13 protein-coding genes are annotated in these 17,031 nt (G+C 72.7%); 7 read left to right on the plus strand and 6 right to left on the minus strand.

Translation table 11 applies throughout. From position 1 onward, the window contains the following. Positions 1–151 precede the first annotated feature (151 nt). The 3 genes from WME82_RS34125 to WME82_RS34135 all read left to right on the plus strand — a co-directional run bounded on the left by WME82_RS34125 (position 152) and on the right by WME82_RS34135 (position 3,788). The gene (locus tag WME82_RS34125) at positions 152–1,645 is read left to right on the plus strand and encodes a phytase (protein ID WP_438038712.1); all 1,494 of its coding nucleotides are present in this window, start codon (positions 152–154) and stop codon (positions 1,643–1,645) included. 363 nt (positions 1,646–2,008) lie between these two features. Continuing rightward, positions 2,009–2,332, plus strand: a complete 324-nt coding sequence (locus WME82_RS34130; protein ID WP_438038713.1) for a Nif11-like leader peptide family RiPP precursor — start codon at positions 2,009–2,011, stop codon at positions 2,330–2,332. A 124-nt stretch (positions 2,333–2,456) separates the two neighbouring features. Beyond that, on the plus strand, positions 2,457–3,788 hold the full coding sequence (locus tag WME82_RS34135; protein ID WP_438038714.1) for a cytochrome P450: 1,332 nt from the start codon (positions 2,457–2,459) through the stop codon (positions 3,786–3,788). Between the two features lie 54 nt (positions 3,789–3,842). Here WME82_RS34135 and WME82_RS34140 read toward each other — a convergent pair whose 3' ends face one another. The 3 genes from WME82_RS34140 to WME82_RS34150 all read right to left on the minus strand — a co-directional run bounded on the left by WME82_RS34140 (position 3,843) and on the right by WME82_RS34150 (position 7,563). Then, a complete protein-coding gene (locus WME82_RS34140) occupies positions 3,843–5,273 on the minus strand; it encodes a cytochrome P450 (protein ID WP_438038715.1) in 1,431 nt (476 codons plus the stop codon). A gap of 147 nt (positions 5,274–5,420) precedes the next feature. Further along, positions 5,421–6,620, minus strand: a complete 1,200-nt coding sequence (gene thrS / locus WME82_RS34145) for a threonine--tRNA ligase (RefSeq protein WP_438038716.1) — start codon at positions 6,618–6,620, stop codon at positions 5,421–5,423. 331 nt (positions 6,621–6,951) lie between these two features. After that, positions 6,952–7,563, minus strand: coding sequence for a hypothetical protein (locus WME82_RS34150; RefSeq protein ID WP_437851875.1), 612 nt, complete (start codon positions 7,561–7,563; stop codon positions 6,952–6,954). 334 nt (positions 7,564–7,897) lie between these two features. Here WME82_RS34150 and WME82_RS34155 point away from each other — a divergent pair, with 334 nt between their 5' ends. After that, positions 7,898–8,887, plus strand: a complete 990-nt coding sequence (locus tag WME82_RS34155; protein ID WP_438038717.1) for a hypothetical protein — start codon at positions 7,898–7,900, stop codon at positions 8,885–8,887. Between the two features lie 22 nt (positions 8,888–8,909). Here the strand turns inward: WME82_RS34155 and WME82_RS34160 are convergent, their stop codons facing one another. Further along, complete coding sequence (locus WME82_RS34160) at positions 8,910–9,242, minus strand: transcriptional regulator (RefSeq protein WP_438038718.1); 333 nt, start codon at positions 9,240–9,242, stop codon at positions 8,910–8,912. A 233-nt stretch (positions 9,243–9,475) separates the two neighbouring features. On the opposite strand from WME82_RS34160, the gene WME82_RS34165 reads away from it, so the two are divergent. Then, positions 9,476–12,016: an alpha/beta fold hydrolase gene (locus tag WME82_RS34165; protein ID WP_438038719.1), complete on the plus strand. Its 2,541-nt coding sequence runs from the start codon at positions 9,476–9,478 to the stop codon at positions 12,014–12,016. A gap of 361 nt (positions 12,017–12,377) precedes the next feature. Beyond that, the gene (locus WME82_RS34170; RefSeq protein ID WP_438038720.1) at positions 12,378–14,099 is read left to right on the plus strand and encodes a hypothetical protein; all 1,722 of its coding nucleotides are present in this window, start codon (positions 12,378–12,380) and stop codon (positions 14,097–14,099) included. A 50-nt stretch (positions 14,100–14,149) separates the two neighbouring features. Here WME82_RS34170 and WME82_RS34175 read toward each other — a convergent pair whose 3' ends face one another. Further along, positions 14,150–14,932, minus strand: coding sequence for a class I SAM-dependent methyltransferase (locus WME82_RS34175; RefSeq protein WP_438038721.1), 783 nt, complete (start codon positions 14,930–14,932; stop codon positions 14,150–14,152). A gap of 76 nt (positions 14,933–15,008) precedes the next feature. Between WME82_RS34175 and WME82_RS34180 the strand changes: the two genes are divergently transcribed. Beyond that, positions 15,009–15,845 (plus strand): AraC family transcriptional regulator, encoded by an 837-nt coding sequence (locus WME82_RS34180; RefSeq protein ID WP_438038722.1) that lies wholly within the window; start codon positions 15,009–15,011, stop codon positions 15,843–15,845. A gap of 77 nt (positions 15,846–15,922) precedes the next feature. On the opposite strand, the gene WME82_RS34185 is transcribed toward WME82_RS34180, so the two are convergent. Beyond that, positions 15,923–16,804: an OmpA family protein gene (locus WME82_RS34185; RefSeq protein WP_438038723.1), complete on the minus strand. Its 882-nt coding sequence runs from the start codon at positions 16,802–16,804 to the stop codon at positions 15,923–15,925. Positions 16,805–17,031: the final 227 nt, after the last annotated feature.

Raw genomic sequence — 17,031 nt, forward strand, 5'->3', positions numbered from 1 at the left:
GTAACAGCCGTGCGGCCGACAGCCACCACGCTCGTGGCTGCCCGAAAGGAGCCCATCCTCGATGAGAGCCGCTCGATTGCTCGTATCACCCGTCTTGGCGCTGTCCCTGACTCTCGGGTGCTCGCAGCACCTGAACGAGAACGTGAATGCAGTGGGTCACGCGACCTCCGGGTCGCCGGTGATCGGAGCGCGGGTCGAGACGGCGGCGCTGCACAGCTATGACGACGCGCCTCGCACGCCGGACGCGGACGACCCGGCGATCTGGGTGAACGCCAGCGCCTCCGGCGAGGGCCTGGTCATCGGCGTACTGAAGGACGCCGGGCTCCAGGTCTACGACCTCGAAGGAAACGTCGTGCAGACGATCCTGCCCCCGCGCCGGCCGGCGGTCACGTCAGAGGACCCGCCTGTGCCCGGCACGAAGCCCGAGAGCGGGACGAGCGCGTGCCCAGAGAGCGCGTCGGGCGAGACCTACAGCCGCTTCAACAACGTCGATGTGCAGTACGGCTTCGAGCTGATCAAGGCGAACGGATCGACAGAGACGGTCGACATCGCCGTGGTGACCGACCGGGGCTGCGATCGGCTCCGCATCTATGCGATCAAGCCGCAAAGCTCGAGCGGCCCCCTCATCGACATCACGGCGCCGAGCGCGCCGCGCGTGTTCCCGAGCCAGTTCGTTCAGCCGTCCTCGCTCCAGCCGACCGGCGAGCCGTCCGGGGTCCAGGACAACGACCTGGATGATCAGAACACCGCCTATGGGCTCGCGCTGTACCGCCCGGAGGACGACGACGACGGGTACCGCGCCTTCGTGACGCAGCGCAATCGAAGCGCCATCGCCGAGCTCGAGCTGTACGCCGCCGGCAGCGGCAAGGTCTCCTATACCAGGGTTCGTGAGCTCCGGTTCAATCCGGTCTTCACCGTCCCCGGGGCGAGCCCCGGGAGCCCGTCGATCCAGTGGACGCCCTGCCGCGAGGAGCCCGAGAGCGATCCGCAGTTCGAGGGGCTGGTCGTCGACCAGCAAGAGGGCGTGCTCTTCGCCGCGCAGGAGGTGGTCGGCCTCTGGCGCGTGCCGCTCAACGATGCGCTGCCGGCGACCGTCACCGTGCCGGCGAGCCGCCTGATCGCGAAGACCCGCTCGTTCGGCGAGCCGTGGTGGGCTGTCCCCGACGACGGCGAGTACGCCTGCGAGGACACGGCGCCAATAGCCCCGGTCGCCGGGACGATCGCGGCACCCGGCAACCCTTCGGCGGGAGGGTTGCACCTGGAGAGGGACGTCGAGGGGCTGGCGATCTATTACGGCGAGGACGAGGAGGGATATTTGCTCGTGTCGAGCCAGGGAGACGATACGTTTCACGTGTACGATCGGGAAGACCCGACGGACCATATCGCCGCTTTCCAGGTCGAGGGGACGGGGGAGACCGATGGTCACGACGTCGTGAACGTGCCAGCGGGCGGCGACTTCCCGTACGGCCTCTTCGTCGTTCAGAACGGGCAGGCGGGCGGGCCCGCCTCGGAGGATCCGATCAACGGCTTCGAGTACGACGGCTCGACGCAGTTCAAGCTTCTCGGCTGGGAGGATATCGCGGACGAGCTTGATCTCGACGTGGAAGAGGACGAGTTCGACCCCCGCGATCCGCACGACGACTGACCATCGTTTCCTTCCCGGTCCTCGACATCGCTTCTCCTTCTTCCGGGTGCGCAAGCGCCGGCAGGTCCGCGGGCCGCAGGGGCGGTCAGAGAGGAGCCGCTGCGCGAGTTGCGCGAGCGCTCGCGCAACTCGCGCGAGGGCGCGCGCTACGGGCCTCGTGAGGACCACCATCGCCGGCCATTTCCCCTGCCCGCAGCGCTGGCACGGGACCTGCTTTGGGGGAGGGAGACGACGGACCGCACGCGGCACGCCGCCGCCACGGTTCCGCGGCCTCAAGGGGCCCAAAGGAGGTCTGCGCACATGGACGGACAACTCGCCACGACCGGTCTTTCGAGTGTTGACCAGGGGACAAGGGCAGGAGTCGTGAACGACGTGAAGAGGAGCGACGCGCGCGCGTTTCTGGCGCGGGTCGAGGCGGACGAGCGCCTCGCCGAGAAGATGGCGGAGGCCGACGGGGACATGACGCGCATCCTCGCGATCGCCGCCGAGGCGGGCTGCTCGTGCACCGCGCAGGAGCTCGCGAGGGCTTACGAGGAGCACGTGCGCGCGGAGCCTTTCGCCTCGGCCTATGACTTCGGGTATCCCGTGGTCTACCTGAGCCTCCGCGCGCCCTCGGACCTGAGCCATGCGGCCGTGTATCTGAGCCTTCGCGCGCCTTCGGACGCCGGCGCGCCGCTGCCTTCCTGAACAACACGCGCGCACCCGCGCGATCCGGACGGCGACCTCCGCCGCAGCCGTGGAGGGAGGCGCCGTCCTCACCATCACGACCTCGCATTCAAACGACGGCTCTGCGCCCCCAGGAGAACTGGCCATGATCCGATCCCCCGGTCCGAAAGGGCACCCTCTGCACGGCTCCTGGCCGGAGTTCCGTGCGGATCCCCTCGCCTTCCTGCTGGACGGCACGCTGGCGCACGGCGATTTCTTCCAGTTCCGGCTGGGGCTGAAGAAGTGCTTTGCCGTCGCGGATCCGGCCGCGATCCAGAGGGTGTTCTCGGATCGGGAGGGCTTCACGGACAAGACGCCGCCGCACCGGATGCAGGACGCCTATCCGCGGAGCGTCGCCCGCCTCGAGGGGGGTGAGCACCTGGAACGCCGGAGGGCGCTCGCACCGGCGTTTCATCGCGAGGCGCTCCTAACGCGCGCCGAGGGCGCCGCGCGCGTGGTGCGCGAGGCGCTCGCGCGGCTGCGCACAGGCGAGGCGCGCGCGGTGCTGCCGGTGCTCGAGGACGTCGCCCTGCGGAGCGCGTCGATGCTGCTGCTCGGAGAGTCGGGAGAGCAGGTCGTGGAGCGCATCGCGACCGAGCTGCCCCGGGTGGAAGCGTGGCTCGGGCACGCCGCAGACGACGAGATAGCCTATGGCCAGGCGAGAGATGCGCTCGCGGCGTCCATCCTGGCGGCGGCAGAGCACCGCAGGGCAGCCGGGAACCGTGGGACGACCGATCTGCTGGATCCGCTCGTGCGCGCGGTGGACGACGGCCAGATCGACGAACGAGCCTTGATCGACGAGGTCGTGATGATGCTGGTGACGCACGTGCCGACGGCCGCGGCGTCGGCATGGGCGCTCCACGAGCTCGCGCAGCGCCCGGAGGTGCGAAGGCGCCTCGAGGAGGAGCTCGACGCGATCGGCACGCAGGGGATCGGCGCGCAGGGAGCGGAGGTGGAGCGCGCCTCGATCCTGTCGACGGTGGTGCAGGAGACCTTGCGGCTGCACCCGCCCGTATGGGTGCTGGCGCGCGAGGCGCGGAGGGAGTTCCGCCATGGGCCACACGCGGTGAGCGCGGGAGACGAGGTCCTCGTGAGCCCGTATGTCATGCAGCGGCTTCCGCGGTACTGGAAGCGCCCGGAGGCGTTCCTCCCGGAGCGTTTCGAGCCGGGCTCGCCATGGCACGAGGAGCGCCCGCCTTCGGCGTTCCTTCCCTTCGGGCTCGGGATGCGCAAGTGCATCGGCGAGCGGACCGCCGTGCTGCAGATGAAGCTCATGCTGGCGGCGCTGGTGCGGGAGTTCCGCTTCGACCTGCCCGCAGGGTACGAGGCGGGCGCAGGCGGCCGGCGGGCGCTCGTGCCGCGGGATGGGCTGCCGCTCGTCGTGGAGCGCCGCCGGAGGCCGGATCGGCGCCCCCGCGAGCACGAGCTGACGGGATGAAGGCCAGAGCGCGCCCCCAGCCGGCCGCGCGCAAGGAGACCCGGTGAGCGGCGCTCAGGAGAAGCCCATGGGGCACCGCCCAGCAGGCTGCGGCGCGGCGGGCCGGAGCGCCGGCTCCGCCGGGCTGCCCTGGACCGCAGCCGCGCCGCCCTCGTTCGCTCGCTCGCGCTCCCCTTCCAGGATCATCGCCACATCCCCGCTCGGCCCCATGGTGAGCCCGCGGCGCACGTGCTGAATGGGCGCCTGGCTCTCGAGCCGGAGCCGGTATCTCCCGAGGATCGTGCCGAGGACGACCTTCATCTCGTACATCGCGAACGCCGCGCCCAGGCACCGGCGGGCGCCGCCGCCGAAGGCGATGAACTCGAAGGGTGTGAATTTCCGATCGAGGAACCGCGAAGGGCGGAATCGCTCAGGCGACGGGTAGAGATCCTCGCGGCCGTGCAGGAGCAGCGGCGAGGCGGCGATCGCCTCGCCGGCCGGGATGGTATAGCCCTTGAGCTGGAACGGCCTCTTCACGACGCGGGCCACGTCCACCACCGGCGGGTGGAGGCGGAGCGCCTCCAGGCACACCGCCTCCAGGTACGGCAGCGACGCGAGCGCGTCCGCCTCGGGCGCGGGACCGAGCGCGTCGAGCTCGTCGAGGAGGCGCGCGAGCACGGCCGGCTCGCGGTGCAGCCAGTACATCGCCCACCCGAGCGACATGGCCGTCGTCTCATGGCCAGCGAACAGGAGCGCCCGGAGCTGGTCCGCGATCTCGACCTCACTCATGCCCGCGCCGTCGTCGCGGCGGGCGCTCATCATCAGGCCCAGGATGTCCTGAGAAGCGTCCCCCTCCGCGCGCCTTGCCCGGATCTCCTCGAAGAGCAGCGCGTCGAGCGCCCTGGCCGCGCGCTTGTGGCGCGCGTAGGGGCCGAAGCCGGCGAAGTCACGGCGGAGCGCAGGGATGATCATGAAGCTCGGGCTCAGCGACTCGATGAGCCCGAGCACGGCCTCGCGGGTCCTGCCGACGCGCGCCTCGCCCCGCACGCCGAAGACCACGCGGACGATCACGTCGAGCGCGATCGCCTGGGTCGCCGCGAGCATCGAGAACGAGCGGCCCGGCCGCCACCGCGACGCCACGTCCAGGCTGATCTCCGCGATCGCGCCGCCATAACCCCGCATCGCGCCGGCGCTGAACGGCGGGGCGAGCAGCCGCCGATCGCGCCGGTGCCGCGCGCCCGCCGTCACGACCACCGACGAGGTCCCGAAGACCGGCTCGGTCAGCTGGACACCCCAGACATCGAACTCGTCGGGGTCGGCCGTGTAGACCGCGCGGATCGCCTCCGGATCGCCCGTGATGGTCAGTATCCCGTTCGGCGACCTCAGGCGAAACGTGGGGCCGTACTCGGCGGCGTAGCGCCTGAAGACGGGCTCGGAGGAAATGAATCCTGCGCGAATGGTATCCACAAAGCTGAGCGACTTCGGCCCGGGCGGCAGATTTCCCATCGAGCTGCTCCGTGAGGGAACGAGGGTTGTCGGGATGTCCCCGGCCGGAGAAGACCAGGGCGCCGGGGACATTTGGACACGCGGACCGGCGTTCGGTTCCCTCGGTTCCGTGGGTTCCGTCGCTTCCGAGAGATCGCCGGCCCGCGCTCAGGCGAGCGGCGCGCACCGCTGCGCCACCTCGACGACGGCCTCGTCGAGCAGCAGCTCGCGCTGCTGCCCGCCCTCTCGCTCACGGATCGCCACGGAGCGGCGCTCGGCTTCGCGTCTCCCGATCACCGCGACGAGCGGGATCGCCGCCGCGTGCGCGAGGGCGATCTTCCGCGAGAGCGTGTCGTCCCCCGCATCGAGGATCGCGCGCACCCCCTTTCGCTGGAAGCCGAGGAGGACCTCTTCGGCATAGGCGCGCTGCGCGTCCGTCACAGGAACGACGACGAGCTGCTCGGGAGAGAGCCAGAGCGGCAGCGCGCCCCGAGTTTGCTCGAGCAGGATGCCCAGGAAGCGCTCCACGCTGCCGAACAGGGCGCGGTGCAGGATGGCCGGTCGCCGCCGCGCGCCCGACGCGTCGACATAGGTGATGTCGAAGCGCTCCGGCAGCACGAGATCGAGCTGGATCGTGCCGCATTGCCAGCTCCGCCCGAGCCGGTCGCGCAGCACGAACTCGAGCTTGGGCCCGTAGAAGGCCCCTTCCCCGGGCTGCAGCCTGTGCTCGAGCCCTGCGCTCCTCGCCGCGCCGGACAGCGCCGCCTCCGCCCTGTCCCAGACGGCATCGCTCCCGGAGCGCTCGGCGGGGCGCGTCGAGAAGCCGACCGCCATGTCGCGGAAGCCGAAGCCAGCGTAGAAGTCGCGCAGCGCGCTCGCGAAGCGCACGACCTCGGCCTCGACCTGCTCCTCGACACAGAAGATGTGGCCGTCGTCCTGTGTGAACTGGCGCAGGCGAAAGAGGCCGTGGAGCGTGCCGCTCGGCTCGTCCCTGTGCACCATGCCGAGCTCGCCGATCCGCAGCGGGAGATCCCGGTACGACGGCGCCATGCGCGCCACGATCTGCATGTGACCCGGGCAGTTCACGGGCTTGAGCGCGGCGGCGTGATCGTCTTCCTGCAGCCGGAACATGTTCGAGGAGAAATTGTCCCAGTGGCCGCTGGCCTTCCAGATCGCCTGCCGCAGGAGGAGCGGCGTGCGGACCTCTCGATAGCTGTCACGCATCATCTGGCGCCGGACCGCCTCCTCGAGGAGGCGATAGAGCGTGAACCCGCGCGCGTGCCAGAACACCATGCCTGGCGCCTCCTCCTGGATGTGGAACAGGTCGAGGCGCTGGCCTAGATGCCGATGATCGTCTTCGTCGAGCATGTCAGTCTCCGTCGGCGGTGGCCGGCCAGACGGAGCGCTGCAAAGCGACGTGCCCCGTCCGGATCCCGGCGGGGCTTGGTTCCTCGTGTGCTCGTCAGCTCACCGCACGCACACGAGACCAACCCCGCCGGTGCGGGTAGTGGTCGTCGTGGTCGCGGTGAAGCAGGAGCTCACGTGGACAGGTGTATCGCGGCGTCCAGATCTCGTCAAGCCGGACGTCCCTGTCCTGTGGATGTTCATGTCCACGCTTCATGTCCACTCATGTCCACGCTGGCCGCATGGCGGCGCGCCGCGCTGGCGACCCCACGGCGGCGCGGCCGCGCGCACGGCGTCAGCGTGACGGCTCCGGCTCGCCCCGCGCGGCCTCGGCGCCAGGCGGACGGACAGCGACCGCGCGGGACAGGAGCAGCGCGCCGGTGAAGAGGTAACCCGAGCAGGAACGGAAGACATCGTAGGAGCGGCCCAGCAGCGGAGCGCTCCGAAGAATGTCCCCGATGCGCCACATCTCCTCGTGGCGCGTGATCTCGAAGCTCTCGCCGCCGTCGATCATGCAGAAATCGTAGGTCAGGATCACCCGCACGGGGTACGCGCAGCGCGGGAACAGCCGCAGGTACAAGGTGCTGTCGACCAGGGCGCGGCCCGCGTCACGCGGCTCGGAGAGCCGGACGCTCAGCTGAGAGACGTCGAGGTCGAAACGGCCGCCGACGCGAGATCCAGAGAGGCCGACCTGGTACGTCTCGATCCCGCGCACGCGCCGCCACGGATTGACGAACTCGATGCCACGGGCAAGGTAGGGATAGACCTCCTTCTCGAGCGTCGCGATCGGAACCTTCGTGTCGTACATGAGGAGCGAGAGGCGTCGGAAGCGCGCCTCCAGGTCGGCGAGCCCGAGGCGCGGCATCGTGGGGATCGTGAACGGGAGGCAGTTCACCTTTGTCGCCATGTCGTGACTCTCCATCCGGACACGCCCCCGCCCGGTGTGAAGCGCCGGTCCGGGCGCGGAGCGATGAAGGCCGAGACGCAATGCATGGGCCGAGGCGGAGCGTGCTGGAGGTGCGTGCTCTGCGGCGCGTCGCTCCGCCCCGCGCGCCGCGTGTGCGCCGCCGCGCAAGGCGCTCGAAAGGCGCTGTTCTCCGCGTGGTTCAGGGAGAGAATCGGCGCGTCCGCCGTGGATTGCCCTGGTCCCTGGGGCGCCCGCGGTTATCTTCCCGCGCCGTTCGGCACGAAGCGCGCGGCGTTTCGCCCTCTCTGCCGGCGGCGAGTCACGAGGAGAAGAAGTGTCACGGGTTGTGGAGCGCGCAGCGAAGACCGCCAGCTGTCTCACGGAGCGGCGCAGAGCCGCGGCGCGGCGGGTCGCCGCGTTCACGGCGCTCACCCTCGCCTCGGCGGGGTGCGCCGCGCAGGGAGCGCCGGCGCTCGCCGCGCGCGGCGGCGCAGACCCCGGCGCGAGCGCGGGGGCGCCGGCGCCCGCCGCGCGCAGCGGCGCGGACCCCGGCGCGAGCGCGGCGGCAGAGCCGATCTTCCATGAGGCGGAGTCGCTCGCGGGGCGCTACCGCGTGATCGGCGTGCAGCTCTTCGTGCTCGACCAGGCCGCGGAGGCGGGCGCGGCCGGCGGGCGCGGCGCGGCGCGGCGGGCGGCGCTCGAAGCAGAGGCCGCGCGGCTGCGGGCGGGCGTCGCGGCGGCCTACGCCGCGCTCGTCGACGCGCCGGCGCTGCGCGCAGCGGAGCAGCGGCCGCGAGCGCTCCTCGCGCTCGCGCGGGCGCTCCAGGACGGCGGGGACGCGCGCGGCGCCGAGGCGCGGCTGCGTCAGCTCGCCCTCGAGCACCCGGCGTCCGGCGAGGCGGCCGAGGCCTACCTCGCGCTGGCCGACCTGGCGTTCGCCGCGGGGCGCCTCGGCGAGGCGGTGATCGCCTGCGACGGCGCGCTCCGCGGCGCGGCGGGGGCGCCGCTTCGCAAGCGCGCGCTCTACGTGAAGTCGTGGAGCCTGCGGGGCCTCGGTGGCCGAAGCGCCACCGAGGGGGCCATGAGGGCGCTGCGCGCCATCGTGCAGCTCGGCCCCGCGCGCGCCGGCTCGCTGGAGGCGACGATCGACGAGGCCGCGGAGCGAGAGCTCGTCGAGCTCTACGCGGCGCACGGCGATCTCGCCCAGGCCCGCGCCTTCTTCGCGGGCGCGGGCGAGCGCGCGGGCCCGCGGCTGCTCGGCGAGGTGGAGGCCCGCGCCGCGCGGCGCGGGCGCCCGGAGCCGCCCGATCGACCGGCCCTGTGAGGAGCGCCGCCGCCCGGGAGCCTCACCCTTCGCCCGCGTCGATCCGGAACCGCGGCGCCTCGATGCGCTCCCCCCGGCACGCCGGGCAGCGGCTCGGCTTCGCGAGCGACCGCCGCTCGTCGAACGCGTAGCCGCAGCGCAGGCAGCGCGCCGGCGTGACCGAGAGCCGCTCGCCGCGCGCGCGCAGCGAGCGCGCGAGGTGCTCGAGGTGCGGCGCCACGTCGCGCTCCCGCATCCCGAGGCGGGTGGAGAGCTCCCACGCGGTCGCCGCTCCCCTGCGGAGCTCCTCCAGGAGCGCCTGCCGCACCGTCTCCGACCGGGGCACTGGGCTCGGCGGTGGCTTCGGGTCGCTCATCGCTCTCCGCGAGCGTGACACCGCGGCGGCGCCGGTCCAGCGCCGATCGCTCGCAGCCCGCGCGAGCGCGCTCGCGCGCTGGGCTCGCGCCGCGCTCCAGCACCGCACGGCCAGGACAGGCGCACAGGTGCTGCCTCTCACGACGGCGGAGCAGCGCAGCGCGGCACCGACCGCGCGGCCATTGCGCTGCCCACAGCGCGCACGGAGAATGCCGCTCCGGAGAACAGCAGCGCATGATCCCGTGCCCGTCCGACGACGCCCTGGCCACCTGGCTCGCGGGCAACTTCCCGCACGACGACGCGGCGAGCATCCGCGGGCACGTGGCCGGCTGCGACGGCTGCCGCGCGCGGCTCTCGACGCGCCCGAGCGAGAGCGACCTCGGGGCGCCGCTCTTCCTCAACGCGACGCGCCAGCGCTTCGGCGCGAGCGAGCCGCCGCCGTCGCCCCCGCTCTCGTGGGCGCCGCCCTTGGCCTTCGACGACTACCGCGTGGTGCGGCCGCTCGGGCGCGGGGGCATGGGGCAGGTATACCTCGCCCACGACGAGGTCCTCGACCGGCCCGTCGCGCTCAAGTTCGTCGCGGCGGACAGCCCGGATCCCAGGACCATCGAGCGGCTGCGCGTCGAGGCCCGCGCGATCGCGCGCCTCCAGCACCCCAACGTCGTCGCCGTCTACCGGATCGGCGAGGTCCGCGGGCGGCCGTACATCGCCTACGAGTTCGTCGAGGGCGAGCCGCTCGAGCTGCTCCCGAAGCCGATCCCGTGGCCCGCCGCGCTGCGCCTCGCGCTCGGCCTCGCGCGCGGGCTCGCCGCGGCGCACCGGCGGGGCGTCCTCCACCGCGACATCAAGCCGGCGAACGTGATGCTCGACGCGAGCGGCGAGGTGAAGCTGCTCGACTTCGGCCTCGCCAAGCTCGCCGACCGGCCCGGCGCCCCCGCCCTCGACGCGGGCCATCGCGCCGCGCCGAATTCCGCCGTCGCGGCCGCGCCGTGGGCGCTCGCGGACATGTCCGCCCTGACGACCGCGATCCCGGTGGCGCTCGACGCGGCCTCCGCGCTCGGGACCGCGAGCCTCACCGACGGCGGCATGATGATGGGCACGCCGCTCTACCTCGCGCCGGAGCTCTGGGCGGGCACCGCCGGCACGCCCCGCTCCGACGTCTACGCGCTCGGGCTGGTCTTCTACGAGCTGTGCGCGGGCCGGCTGCCTCACGCGGGGCTCGACGTGCACGCGATCGCCAGCTGGGTGACGGCGCGGGCGCTCCCGCCGCTGCGCTCGATCTGCCCCGACGTCCCGGAGATGCTCGCGGCCGTCATCGATCGCTGCGTCCTGCGCGAGCCGGAGGCGCGCTTCGCGTCGGCCGAGGAGGTGCAGGCCGCGCTCGAGGAGACCGAGGCGCTCTGCCGGGCGTTCCAGATCGTCCGCCCCGCGTCGCCCCCCGCGAGCGCGCAGGACGCGGGCGCGGACGTCGTGCGCGCCTCGTTCGAGCGCCTCGCCCCGCGCGCCGAGGCGCTCGTGACGCGCTTCTACGAGCGGCTCTTCGCCCGCGAGCCGGCGCTCCGGGCGCTGTTCCCGCCGGACATGCGCGAGCAGCGGCTCAAGCTCGCCGCGGCGCTGCAGCTCGTCGTCGACAACCTGCGCGCGCCGGACAAGCTGGTCGAGATGCTCGAGGCGCTCGGTCGCCGCCACGCGGCGTACGCCGCGTTGCCCGAGCATTTCGACGCCGTGGGCCGCGCGCTGCTCGAGGCGCTCGAGGAGCTCGAAGGAGACGCGTGGTCGCCCGCCACCGCGCGGGCCTGGGCGGGCGCGTACGCGCAGGTCGCCGAGGCGATGCGGCGCGGGCTCGCGGCCGCGCGGGAGGGGGTGGTCTCCTCCACGCGGGCGCCCGCGCGGCTGCACGCCGCGGAGACCCGCTTCGCCACGAGCGCCGACGCGAGCCTGGCCTACAGGACCGCGGGCGGCGGGCCGATCGATCTGGTGCTGGTCCAGGGGTGGGTGACGCACGTGGAGGCCGCGTGGGAGGGCGCGCTCATCTCCCGGTTCTTCGCCGAGCTCGGCGCGTGGGCACGGCTCATCGTGCTCGACCAGCGCGGCACCGGGATGAGCGAGCGCGAGGGCGCGGGCGCTCCCGCCGAGCAGCAGGCGGAGGATCTACTGGCGGTGCTGGACGCGGCCGGCGTGGCGCGCGCCGCGCTCCTCGGCGTCGGCGCCGGGTTCGCGCCGTGCACGCTGCTCGCGGCGGCGCACCCGGCGCGGGTGCGCGCCCTGATCGCGCTCGGGAGCGCGGCGCAGATGTCTGCCTGGCCGGGGTGCCTCTTCGGGCTCGCCGGCGAGGACGCCGAGGAGGCCGAGCGCGCGCTGCGGAGCGGCTGGGGCGAGCCGCTCTTCCTCGATCGCCTGGCCCCGTCCGCGGCGGAGGACGGCGCGTTCCGGCGCTTCTGGGCCGCGTACCTGCGCCACGGCGCGAGCCCTGGCGGGGCGGCGCGCATGCTCCGGGCACACGCGGCGGCCGACGTCCGGTCCGCGCTGGGCCGGGTGAGCGCCCCGACGCTCGTGCTGCACCGGGCCGGCGATCGGGCCGTCCCGGCGGCGGCCGGGCGCGACCTCGCCGGCCGCATCCGCGGCGCGCGCCACGTCGAGCTGCCGGGCGACGATCACCTCCCCTTCGTCGGCGAGTCAGGTCCGCTGCTCGCCGAGCTGCGGGCCTTCCTTGGCGCGGATGCCGGGGGGAGCCTCGTGCCCGCCGCGGCGCTCGGCGCCGCCTCCGGCGGCTGATGCGCTCGGCGCGGGGCCAAGCACGCGGTGCGTCGTCGCCCGGCTCGCGCCGCGGAGCTCTCGTGGACACTCGTGGGCTCGCACGACGAGCCGCCGGACGCGCGCCCGCCTCTCGGACGCTCGCGCTCGCCGCGCTTCCTCAACCGATGTTTGCCCGCGCCACGATGAGCGGATGAGCTCGAGTTCAGCGTGCGGACGTCCGCGTCTCCGGCTTCGCCCGATACGACTTGAGAGTTCTCCTTATCTCGATGTCTCTCCAGGAAAAAGGAAACATCCTGTCTACCTTGCGATCCCGTGATTCCCCCGCTAGCTTGAATTGATGATGGGATGGTCGCGCCCGCTGACCTGCTATGTCGCTGCCGTGCTTGGCGCATTCGCGAGCGCTTGCTCCGGGACGGAGCAGGGCTCTGCCGGCGCAACGGCAGGCGCGGCGGGCGCAGGCGGGGCGGGAGGCGACGGCAGCGCCGAGAGCGCGGGCAGCGCCGAGAGCGCGGGCGGGGGCGCCGACTGCCCTCCTGGTGAGGAAGGCTGTCCCTGTGGGCCTCTGGGCCAGTGCGACGACGGGCTCCGCTGCGCAGACAGCGTATGTATTTCGGAGTGCACCAGCGCCGATGATGACCCGATGGTCGACGGCGACTGCGACTGGCGGGGAGGCCCGGAGGACCCCTCATTCCAGCGCTCGGATACGTGGGGCACCACGGGGGCAGCGCTCGTCTCCCCCGAGGTCGAGGGCAACGGCAACCCCGGGGCCGGCATCATCGGGAGAGACGCGGTGTGCCAGATGGCCGGCTTCTATCAGCGCCTCTCGATGCCGGACCTCGCGTGCGCCGGACCGCTCCTCCTCACGTTCGCCGCGCGCGTCGGCTGCGAGCTCGCGATGGATTGCCTCGGCCCGCCGGGGGTCGGGGTCCGGATCGACGAAGGGATCACCGATCTCGATCTCATGCCCTCTTCGTCCTTTGCCCCGCAACGCGTGTGCCTGGGAGAGCGCGCCTACGGCAGGCCGATCGAGCTGCTCCTCGCGCCCGCCCGGCGTTCTCCCCTGTGCGATGAGGACACCGGACAGGACTTCACGCTGACGTTCGATGACGTCGCCCTTCAGCCTGATGAAATGAACGAGTGCCCGCCGCCTGGCCAGGTGCTGAACGGCGACTTCGAAGCAGGCGCCGCCGGCTGGAAGGCGACCCCCGAGGGCGGCGTCTCCGAGATCGAGCGCGGCCTGGGCCAGGGCGGCGGCAAGGGCGGACATCTCGCCACCACGCTGTTCTGCCAGGTTCCCTCGCTCGAGGGCACGCTCTCGGCGCCCTTGCCGTCCGCCGCGCTGCCGAGCCCGGCGCTCCGCATCTGGAGCCATGGCAGCCCGGGGGCGATCGTCGACGTGATGCTGAGCACGCACCGGCTGACGGCCCTGACGGGCACGGGCGAGGCGCAGGTCTCCCATGCCTGCTTGCCCCGGTGGGCGCTCGGCATGGCGCACCGCCTCGCGTTCGCCTTCCGGAACCGGCACAGCCAGCCGTGCATGGAGGAGAACAAGCGGGATTTCACGGTGGATGACCTCGCCATCGTCTCTGACGACCGCTGCCCCGGGGACGCGCCGCTCTTCGACCCCGGCTTCGAGAACGACGGCGCCGACGCGGGCCTCTCGCCGACATGGGTCCTCAACGCGGAGGACCCCGCGCGCGGCAGCGCCAGGCTCGCGGTCGACGCTGCGGCCGCGCACGCCGGCGACGTCTCGCTCTCGCTGTCCGTGCGGAAGCCGTGCCGCGAGCCCTCGGCCTCCACCGTGTTCACCGTCCCCGAGCCTCAGGGGACGGCCGGTCCGGCGCTGAAGTTCTGGTACCGCACGAGCCACCTCCTCGCGGCGACCGCCTCCTCGATGCCAGGAGGCGCCCTGGCTGCCAGCGAGCGCTGGACGCAACAGACGATCTGCCTGGATCCGCGCACGGCGGGCATGCCCCAGCCGATCTCTTTCAAGATAAGAGCCAGCGGCACCTGCGATGCGCCGCTCGACGACGAGGCCTTGCACGTGGACGACGTCGAGGCGACGACCGATCCCTCCTGCCCGGCCGCGGCGCTCCCCTGAGCTGCGGAGTCCTGGCGCCTCGATTCGCCGGGCAGAAGGTGCCTCTCGGCTCAGCCGCGCTTCCGGCCCACCAGGATGACGATCGGATAGGCGAAGTGGACCTCGTCCCCCCGGAGCTCTGCGCCCACGCCGAGCGCGTCGACGCCGACGTCGGCGCGGTAGAGGGCCCGGAGCCGGTCCGCTCCGCCGGGCTCCGGGAAGGAGGCCCGGAGCGCGGCCTCGAGCTCCACCTCGAGCCGGTACCGCGTCGTCGTCTCGATCTCCAGCCCCGCCGCGTCGAACAGGGCGCCGAGCTCCCGCTCGGTGAGCGCGCTCGCGTGCGACGGATCGCGGATCTTCTCGGCGGCGTCGTACGCCGCCCGCTTGTCTTCGGCCGGCGCCACGTCGATCACGGCGACTCGCCCGCTCCTCTGGCACACGCGGGCCATCTCGCGCAGCGTCACGAGCGGCTCCAGCAGGTGATGGAAGCTGTAGCGCGTCGTGACCAGGCGATAGCTCTCGTCCGGATAGGGCAGCCGGCTCGCGTCGCCGAGCTCCCAGGTGACGTTGGAGAGGCCGAGGCTCGCCTGCCTCTTCCGCGCCTCGTCCAGCATCGCCGGGACGATGTCGAGCCCCCGCACGCTCGCCACGCGCTGGGCCAGCGCGCAGGCGACGATCCCCGGCCCGCAGGCCACGTCGAGGGCCGCGTCGCTCGGCGCCGGGGCGAGCGCGTCGAGCAGCAGCCCCATGGCGGATTCCGCCGAGTGGGCCCGGACCTCGGCGAACGGCCTGGCCTGGCGGGTGAACTGTTCCTGTATCAACGCATCGTGCGCCGCGGGAGTCGCTTGCTTCATGGCGCTCGAAGATGGACGCGCTCCGGCTTTACGGCTGCCGGCGATCGGACAAAGATCACCGCCGAGAGGCCACGCCTTGCAAGCCCGCGTCCTGACCCCGACGGAGACCACCGAGCACCTCGCGCGGCTCGGGCTCGATCATGCCGGCGCGCGCGCGTTCTCCTACGAAGACGAGCTGCCGGGAGCCGTGTACGGCTGGCACACCCACGCGCGGCACCAGCTGCTCTGTCCTCTGGCCGGCACGGCGCGCCTCGAGGTCGAGGACGCGTCCTTCCTGCTCCCCCCGCAGCTCGCCGCGCTCATCCCCGCGGGCGAGCGGCACGCCACCACCTGCGGCGACGCGTCCATCGTCTCGATCTATTTCGAGCCCGCCGCGTTCCCTTCCCCCCTCGCGGCGGTGAGGATCTTCGAGATCCCCGCGCTCCTGCGCGAGATGGTGATCTACGCGCGCCGCTGGCCGGTCGCGCGGCGTCCGGACGACGCCGCGGCCAACACGTTCTTCGCGGCGATGGCGGACATCATCGGCCCGCTCCTCGATCGCGGCGCCACGTACCGGCTGCCCCGCGGCAAGACGCGGCCGGTGCAGCGCGCGATCGAGTGCGCGCTGCGCGACGTCTCCAGCGCCGATCTCCCGCGGGCCGCGGCGTTCGCAGGGGCGACCGAGCGCACGCTGCGGCGGCGGTTCCGCGAGGAGACCGGCGTCACGTGGCGCGGCTTCGTCACGCGCGCGCGCGTGCTCCGGGCGATCGACCTGCTCTCCAGCCCGGGCGCCAGCGTCACGCAGGTCGCGCTGGACGTCGGCTTTCAGAGCCTCGGCGCGTTCGCCGCCGCGTTCCGCGCCGTCACCGGCCAGACGCCGAGCGAGTTTCGCAGGACCGCCCGGCCATCGCCGGGCGGTGGACACGAGGGCTGACCTGAGCCGGCCTGACGGCGCGGACGCGACCCTCGAAGAGCGCGCCGCGGACGGCGGCGCGCGCCGCGAGGTCGGGGTTACTGCGTGATCGCCCGGAGATCGAGCATCTCTTCGACGCTCGGGACCACGATGAGGTCGCAGCGGCGGTTCTTCTGCCGGCCCTCGTCGGTGTCGTTGGTCGCGACCGGATCGGTGTCCGCGAAGCCCGCCGCGCTCCAGTTCGCGACGGGGAGCGCGCCCCCGCCGCCCTTGACGTCGGCCGGGCTGACGAGGAACACGAGCACCTCGCGGGCGCGCATCAGCGACAGGCCCCAGTTGTCGCGGAACTGGCCGCCCGCGAGCGGCTTGTTGTCCGTGTGGCCGGCGACCTGGTAGTCGCGCTGGAGCAGCGACTTGTCGTTCTTGACGACCGTCGCCACCTTGAGGAGGATCTCCTTACCCTCCTTCTTCAGCGTCTCGCGCCCGGAGTCGAAGAGGACGTCGCCCGGCAGCGAGATGACCATCCGGTTGTTCCGGATGTTCACCGCCAGGCCGAGCTTCGTGAGCTCGTCCAGCTTCTTCTTGAGCGTCTCGAACCGCGCCTTGATCGCCTCCAGCTGGCGGGCGCGGGCCTTGAACTCGGCGAGCGCCTTCTCGCGCTCCTCCAGCGTCGAGCTCAGCTGCGACACCTGCGTGCTCGTCGCCTGGAGGTTCTCGTTCAGCTTGCCGATGTCGACGCCGGCCGCCTCGAGCTGCTTCGTCAGCTCCGCGACCTTCGCCTGGGCCGCCTCGAGCTCCTGCTGCGTCTGGGCGAGGCGGCCCTCCGTGGTCTGGTGCTGGCTCTGAAGGCGGTTGTACTTGTCGAGCTGGGCCTTCCACTCCTCCTCGGAGTAGCCGCACCCCAGCGAGGACGACGCGATCACGGCAGGCAGGAAGGCCGCGAAAGCGGTTCTGCGGCCTTTCAAGACACGAGGGTGCATGAGCACGCTCCTTCACTCTAGTTGGTGAACATGAGCTGGGGCCGAACGCTCGGCCCTCGCCCGGTTCCAGGTGACAGCGGCCTGTCAGGCCGTGCGGAGGCGTACCCTACCGAGGTCGCGCGCGATTGTAAAAGGCCGTATCGAGCCGCCCGACCCGCCGCCTCGCGCGCCTCTCTCCGTCGCCGCACCCCGTCACCGCGTCCGCCGGGCGCGGCGCGCTGACGCGG

The sequence above is a fragment of the Sorangium sp. So ce128 genome (assembly GCF_051525245.1).
GTDB lineage: Bacteria > Myxococcota_A > Polyangia > Polyangiales > Polyangiaceae > Sorangium > Sorangium cellulosum_B.

What these genes read in the sequence shown, in the direction of transcription:
- WME82_RS34175 (WP_438038721.1), bottom strand. Translation starts at nt 14,932, where the DNA reads ATGAAGCAAGCGACTCCCGCGGCGCACGATGCGTTGATACAGGAACAG.
- WME82_RS34160 (WP_438038718.1), bottom strand. Translation starts at nt 9,242, where the DNA reads ATGAGCGACCCGAAGCCACCGCCGAGCCCAGTGCCCCGGTCGGAGACG.
- WME82_RS34185 (WP_438038723.1), bottom strand. Translation starts at nt 16,804, where the DNA reads ATGCACCCTCGTGTCTTGAAAGGCCGCAGAACCGCTTTCGCGGCCTTC.
- WME82_RS34150 (WP_437851875.1), bottom strand. Translation starts at nt 7,563, where the DNA reads ATGGCGACAAAGGTGAACTGCCTCCCGTTCACGATCCCCACGATGCCG.
- WME82_RS34165 (WP_438038719.1), top strand. Translation starts at nt 9,476, where the DNA reads ATGATCCCGTGCCCGTCCGACGACGCCCTGGCCACCTGGCTCGCGGGC.
- WME82_RS34140 (WP_438038715.1), bottom strand. Translation starts at nt 5,273, where the DNA reads ATGGGAAATCTGCCGCCCGGGCCGAAGTCGCTCAGCTTTGTGGATACC.
- thrS (WP_438038716.1), bottom strand. Translation starts at nt 6,620, where the DNA reads ATGCTCGACGAAGACGATCATCGGCATCTAGGCCAGCGCCTCGACCTG.
- WME82_RS34135 (WP_438038714.1), top strand. Translation starts at nt 2,457, where the DNA reads ATGATCCGATCCCCCGGTCCGAAAGGGCACCCTCTGCACGGCTCCTGG.